6 protein-coding genes and 1 pseudogene are annotated in these 5809 nt (G+C 64.5%); 2 read left to right on the top strand and 5 right to left on the bottom strand.

Going from position 1 to position 5809, the window contains the following annotated elements:
* Nucleotides 1-662: pseudogene (locus tag JHD07_RS22295) on the bottom strand (response regulator); the annotation flags it as partial.
* A 216-nt stretch (nucleotides 663-878) separates the two neighbouring features.
* Here JHD07_RS22295 and JHD07_RS22290 point away from each other — a divergent pair.
* Nucleotides 879-1112 carry a NepR family anti-sigma factor gene (locus tag JHD07_RS22290; protein ID WP_291625837.1) on the top strand — a complete coding sequence of 78 codons (234 nt, stop codon included), beginning with the start codon at nucleotides 879-881 and terminating at the stop codon, nucleotides 1110-1112.
* Nucleotides 1112-1660 carry a sigma-70 family RNA polymerase sigma factor gene (locus JHD07_RS22285; RefSeq protein ID WP_011090521.1) on the top strand — a complete coding sequence of 183 codons (549 nt, stop codon included), beginning with the start codon at nucleotides 1112-1114 and terminating at the stop codon, nucleotides 1658-1660. Before JHD07_RS22290 ends, JHD07_RS22285 begins: the two co-directional genes overlap by 1 nt.
* 90 nt (nucleotides 1661-1750) lie before the next feature.
* Here the strand turns inward: JHD07_RS22285 and JHD07_RS22280 are convergent, their stop codons facing one another.
* From JHD07_RS22280 to JHD07_RS22265, 4 genes are all read right to left on the bottom strand, one after another.
* A complete protein-coding gene (locus JHD07_RS22280) occupies nucleotides 1751-2449 on the bottom strand; it encodes a nitroreductase (RefSeq protein WP_291625819.1) in 699 nt (232 codons plus the stop codon).
* A gap of 138 nt (nucleotides 2450-2587) precedes the next feature.
* Entirely contained in the window at nucleotides 2588-3832 is a 1245-nt protein-coding gene (locus JHD07_RS22275; RefSeq protein ID WP_291625817.1) for an acyl-CoA dehydrogenase, read from the bottom strand.
* Nucleotides 3833-3944: 112 nt separating this feature from the next.
* Nucleotides 3945-5189, bottom strand: coding sequence for an acyl-CoA dehydrogenase (locus JHD07_RS22270; RefSeq protein ID WP_291625815.1), 1245 nt, complete (start codon nucleotides 5187-5189; stop codon nucleotides 3945-3947).
* A 123-nt stretch (nucleotides 5190-5312) separates the two neighbouring features.
* The coding region (locus JHD07_RS22265; RefSeq protein ID WP_291625813.1) for an acyl-CoA dehydrogenase family protein at nucleotides 5313-5809 on the bottom strand (497 nt) is incomplete at its 5' end.

Raw genomic sequence — 5809 nt, 5'->3', positions numbered from 1 at the left:
TCGGGGTAGGCGGTGATGAACACCACCGGCACCTCGAAGGTGCGCAGCAACTCGTTGACGGCGTCGAGGCCCGACGAGCCGTCGGCGAGCTGGATGTCGGCGAGGATCAGGCCCGGCCGCTTGTTCTTGGCCAGCGCCACCGCATCGGCATGGGTGCGCGCCACGCCGACGACATTGTGGCCGAGATTCTTCACCAGGCTCTCGAGGTCCATGGCGATGAAGGTCTCGTCCTCGATGATCAGCACGTCGGTCGCGATCTCGGCGGCCATCTCGCGGCCGGCAGCGTCCGCAAGGCGGCGCGTCTCCGCGACGTCGGTGCCGAGAACGAAGGCGACTTCCTCTTCCGAAAAGCCCTCGAGCGAAAGCAGCAGGAAGGCCTGGCGCGGCAGCGGGGTAATGTTAGACAGCCTCCGCTCGGGTGGCATCGGCAGGGTCGCCACCTCGGCATCGTCGTTGACAGAGACCGAATTCCAAATCTGGGTAAACAGCCGGAAAAGGCCGGCCCTGGGCCCATGGCTCTCGTCGAGCACCGACGGGTCTCCCAGCATAGCCTCCAGCATGGCGGCGACATAGGCGTCACCGGAGGACTGGCTGCCCGTCAGGGCGCGCGCGTACCGGCGCAACAACGGCAAGTGTTCAGCAACAAGCTGTGAACGGGACATCCCCACTCCATTCGTCTTCGGGCCAACCTTAGCTGAGGTCACGCGGGGGGCCCGGGGTTCCCCTGCTGCACTGATTACGCCCCGAGCCTAGAAAAGTTCCGGCGAACTGGGAACTTTTTAGCGCAGCTGGAATTGAGCCTATCCAGGGAACGGCTCCCGGTTGAGAAAATTTCTCGATTTTACAGTCACTTAACTCGGGGAAACGTGGAACAGGTCATGAAAGATCTCAAGTCTCAAGTCAGCAGAAGCACGACCCCCGGCAAGGGAGGGCTCACTCCGGAGATTCAATCCCGGATCGGGCACCAACTGCGCGCGATGTACGACGATGTGGTGCGGCAGGGGGTTCCGGATCGGTTCGCGGAACTGATCAAGAAGCTTGATGCCCAGGGAGCGGCGCCTCAAGTGGAAAATGACGCGGGATCTAACGACAACAACAACGGGAGGGATTAATGCCTCTCACGGACTCCCTGCGTAACGACATCCTGGCGGCCGTGCCGAGCCTGCGCGCGTTTGCCATCTCGCTCAGCGGCAATGCGGATCGCGCCGACGATCTGGTGCAGGAGACGCTGCTGCGCGCCCTCGCCAACATCGACTCGTTCCAGCCCGGCTCCAACCTGCCGGCGTGGCTGTTCACGATCCTGCGCAACCTTTTCCGCTCCGACTATCGCAAGCGGCGGCGCGAGGTCGAGGATGCCGAAGGCAACTATGCCAAGACGCTGAAGACTCAGCCGTCGCAGAACGCCCATCTCGAGTTCGAGGAGTTTCGCACCGCTCTCGAAAAGCTTCCGCAGGATCAGCGTGAAGCGTTGATCCTGGTCGGCGCCTCCGGTTTCTCCTATGAGGACGCGGCTTCGATCTGCGGCTGTGCAGTCGGCACGATCAAGAGCCGCGTGAACCGCGCCCGCTCTAAGCTCGCCGCGCTGCTCTATGTCGACGGCGCGGAGGATTTCGGGCCCGACGAGACGGTGCGGGCTGTGATCGGCGGTAGCGGCGGCTGACAGCCGGCCTCGATCGTATCGGGAAAAGATGGAGGCGGCCGTTTCCACGGCCGCCTTTTCATGCGTTCGAGCACCAACCGGCGAGGCCGGTCACTCGTCCACGAAGGTCACGGTTTCCGCCACGCTCGCCCGCGAGGTGCGGTAGCTGTTGACCTTGTGGGCATGGTCGGCATAGCCGAACGAGATGCCGCAGACGACGCGGCGGTCCTCGGGCAGGTTGAAGTGGCTGCGGATCAGCCCGGAGTGGCGCGCCAGCGCTGCCTGCGGGATCGTCCCTAGTCCGAGCGCCTGTGCAGCCAGCATGAAGTTCGAGACATAGGCGCCGCAATCGATGGCGCCGTAAATGCCGAGCGGCTCGTTGGTGTGGATGATGGCGACGTGCGGCGCGCCGAAGAAATTGTAGTTTTCCAGCGCCTGCCTGGCGTAGGCCATCTTGTCGCCGCGGGCGATGCCGAGCGTATTGTAGAGCTGAAAGCCGCTCTCGCGGCGGCGATCGAGGTAGACGCCGATATATTCGCGCGGCGGTGTGAAGTCGTAATCATCGCCGAGGCCCTTCGAGGCCTCAGCGTAGATCGCCTTGCGAAAGCGCTCCTTGGCCTCGCCGCTGGCGATGACGACCTGCCAGGGCTGGCTGTTGCACCAGGACGCCGTGCGCTGGGCGGTGGCCAGCACATGCTCGATGATGGCGCGGTCGACGTCCTTGGGGAGGAAGGCGCGGACCGAGTAGCGCTCGTTGAGGAGCTCTTCGAGCACGCCGATGCGATCGGCTTGTTTGACGGGTGCGTCCATGGATCAGCTCACTCTTCGTAGGGTGGGTTAGCCGAAGGCGTAACCCACCTCTTTGCTTCCGCATTGACCGATCTGGTAGGTTACGCCGAGCGGATCGCGCTTCGCGCATCCGCTGCGCTAACCCACCCTACTATGCCATCACCGCCCCTTGGTCGGGATCTTGTTATACGGCACGTCCTTGTCGACGCGAATGTCGCCGGGCAGGCCCAGCACGCGCTCGGCGATGATGTTGCGCATGATCTCGTCGGTGCCGCCGGCGATGCGCATCGAGGGCGAGGACAGCAACATCTGCTGGAACTGGCCCTGCACCGTCTCCTCGTCGTTGCCGGTGAGCACGCCCGCCGCGCCCTGCAGGTCCAGGGCGTAAGTCGCGATGTCCTGCAGCATCATGCCCGAGACCAGCTTGCCGATCGAATTCTCCGGGCCTGGCCGCTCGCCCTTCGACAGCGCCGAGATGGTGCGGTAGCTGGTGAATTTCAGCCCATTCGACTTCGCCGCCCAGCTCGCGAGCTTCGAGCGCACGGCGGGATCCTCGATGGCGAGGCCATCCTCCAGCATCAAATTGGAGCAGAACTCGAACATCTCAGGGACGCCGGTCGCAAGCCGCGCGCCGATCGACATGCGCTCGTTCATCAGCGTCGTCAGCGACACGCTCCAGCCCTCGCCGATGGCACCGAGACGCTGACTATCGGGGATCACGACGTCAGTGAAATAGACCTCGTTGAACTCCTGCATGCCGTTGGCCTGCTTGATCGGCCGCACCTCGACGCCCGGGCTCTTCATGTCCAGGAAGAACATGGTGAGGCCCTTGTGCTTGGGCACGTTGGGATCGGTGCGCGCGATCAAGAGGCCGTAGTCGGAATAATGCGCACCCGAGGTCCAGATCTTCTGGCCGTTGACGACCCAATTGTCGCCCTTCTTCTCCGCGCGCGTGCGCAAACCGGCAACATCGGAGCCGGCGGACGGCTCGGAGAACAGCTGGCACCATATCTCCTCACCCGAGGCGAGCTTGGGCAGATAGCGGCGCTTGGCCTCCTCGCTGCCGAACGCCATCACGGTCGGGCCGCACATGCCTTCGCCGATCTGGAACGGCTGCGTCAGCTTGCCGTAGACGCCCTCCTCCTGCTGCCAGATCACCTTCTCGATCGGCGTCGCGCCGCGGCCGCCATACTCCTTCGGCCAGTGCAGGCAGGCCCAATTGCCCTCGAACTTCTTCTTCTGCCAGGCCTTGCCGACATCGACGATGTCGCGATTGGCGAGGCGGATGCGGCCGAGCGAGGATTTCGAAAGCTCGGCGTGGAGCTCCTGCGGCGCGTTTGCCTCGATCCATTTGCGCGCGGTCTCGCGAAATGCGGCTTCCTGCGGCGTGTCGTCGAAATTCATGGCGCTTCCTTTTTGTCATTCCGGGGCGCGCAACGCGCGAACCCGGTGCCAGAGGTTACCTACACATCTCGAGATTCCGGGTTCTGCTCTTCGAGCCGCCCCGGAACGACGGCTAGTTCCTTCCCTTGGTCGGGATCTTGTTGAACGGCACGTCCTTGTCGACGCGGATGTCGCCCGGCAGGCCCAGCACCCGCTCGGCGATGATGTTGCGCATGATCTCGTCGGTGCCGCCTTCGACGCGCGTTCCGGGCGCGCGGAGCAGCATGGCCTGGAAACGTCCGGCGAGCTCGCCATCCTCGCCGCTGACGACACCGCTCGCACCCTGCAAGTCCAGCGCGTAGGTCGCAACGTCCTGGATCATCGAGCCCGCAACCAGCTTGCCGATGGAGTTTTCCGGCCCCGGCCGCTCGCCCTTGGACAGCGCCGAGATCGCACGCATGCTGGTGTATTTCAGCCCGCTCGCCTTCACCGCCCAGTTTGCTAGCTTCGAGCGCACCGCGCGATCCTCGATCGCGGGGCCGTCGTCGAGCATCAGGCTGGAGCAGTACTCGAGCAATTCCGGGAAGCCGGTCGAGACGGCCGCGCCGATGGCGCTGCGCTCGTTCATCAGCGTGGTCAGCGAGACGTTCCAGCCGTCACCGACCTCGCCGAGGCGCTGATGGTCGGGGATGCGGACGTTGGTGAAATAGACCTCGTTGAAGTCGGAGGCGCCGCTCGCCTGCTTGATCGGCCGCACCTCGACGCCGGGACTCTTCATGTCCAGGAAGAACATGGTGAGGCCCTTGTGCTTGGGCACGGTCGGATCGGTGCGGGTGAGCAGAATGCCGTAGTCGGAATAATGCGCGCCCGAGGTCCAGATCTTCTGGCCGTTGATCACCCACTCGTCGCCATCCTTCTCGGCGCGGGTGCGCAGACCGGCCACATCAGAGCCGCCGGCGGGCTCGGAGAACAGCTGGCACCAGACCTTCTCGCCGGAGGCGAGCGGCGGCAGATATGTGCGCTTATGCTCCTCGCGCGCGAACGCCATCATGGTCGGCCCACACATGCCGTGGCCGATGATGAACATGCGGGAGAGCTGGCCGAACGGCCCTTCCTCCTGCTGCCAGATCACCCGCTCGATCGGCGAGGCGCCGCGGCCGCCATATTCCCTAGGCCAGTGCAGGCAGGCCCAGCCGGCGTCGGCCTTCTTCTTCTGCCAGGCCTTTGCGACCTGCAGGATGTCGGCGTTCTTGAGCACGGTGCGGCCGAGCGAGGATTTGCGCAGTTCCTCCTCATATTGCTTGGGCGCATTCGCATCGATCCAGGCGCGCGCGGTGGCGCGGAATTCGGCTTCCTGCGGGGTGTCGTCGAAGTTCATGGTTTCATCTCTCTTCCGTCATTCCGGGGCGATGCGAAGCATCGAACCCGGAATCCAGAGGTTATCGTCTCATCTCGAGATTCCGGGTTCGCGCTCCGCGCGCCCCGGAATGACGACAGGAATTTACGCGGCGTTCTTCTTCCGCATCCGGTCGATCAACTGGTCTTCCCAATAAGTCAGGCTGCCGAGCCCCAGCGCCATCGCGTTGGCACGGCGGTAGTACATGTGGCAGTCGAACTCCCAGGTGAAGCCCATGCCGCCGTGGACCTGGATGTTGTTCTTGGCGCAGTGCTGGAACGCCTGCGTCGCGCTGATGCGCGCGGCGGCGGCGGCTTCCGGCAGCTCGGCCGCATTGGTCGAGAGCGCCCAGGCGCCGTAATAGCTGTTGGAGCGCGCCAGCGTCGCCGAGACGTACATGTCCGCCAGCATGTGCTTGACCGCCTGGAACGAGCCGATCTGGCGGCCGAAGGCGATGCGGTCGAGCGCGTAGTCGCGGCCCATCTCCAGCGCACGATCGGCGCCGCCGACCTGCTCGAAGGCGCAGAGCACCGCGGCGCGGTCGAGCACCTGGGTGAGGATGCTCCAGCCTTCGCCGGCAGCGCCGAGCGGCTCGGCTTTGG

Origin of the sequence: Bradyrhizobium sp. (genome assembly GCF_016462955.1) — a bacterium.
GTDB lineage: Bacteria > Pseudomonadota > Alphaproteobacteria > Rhizobiales > Xanthobacteraceae > Bradyrhizobium.
Note: the sequence above shows the minus strand (reverse complement) of the source record. Positions and strands in the feature narration are given on the sequence as shown.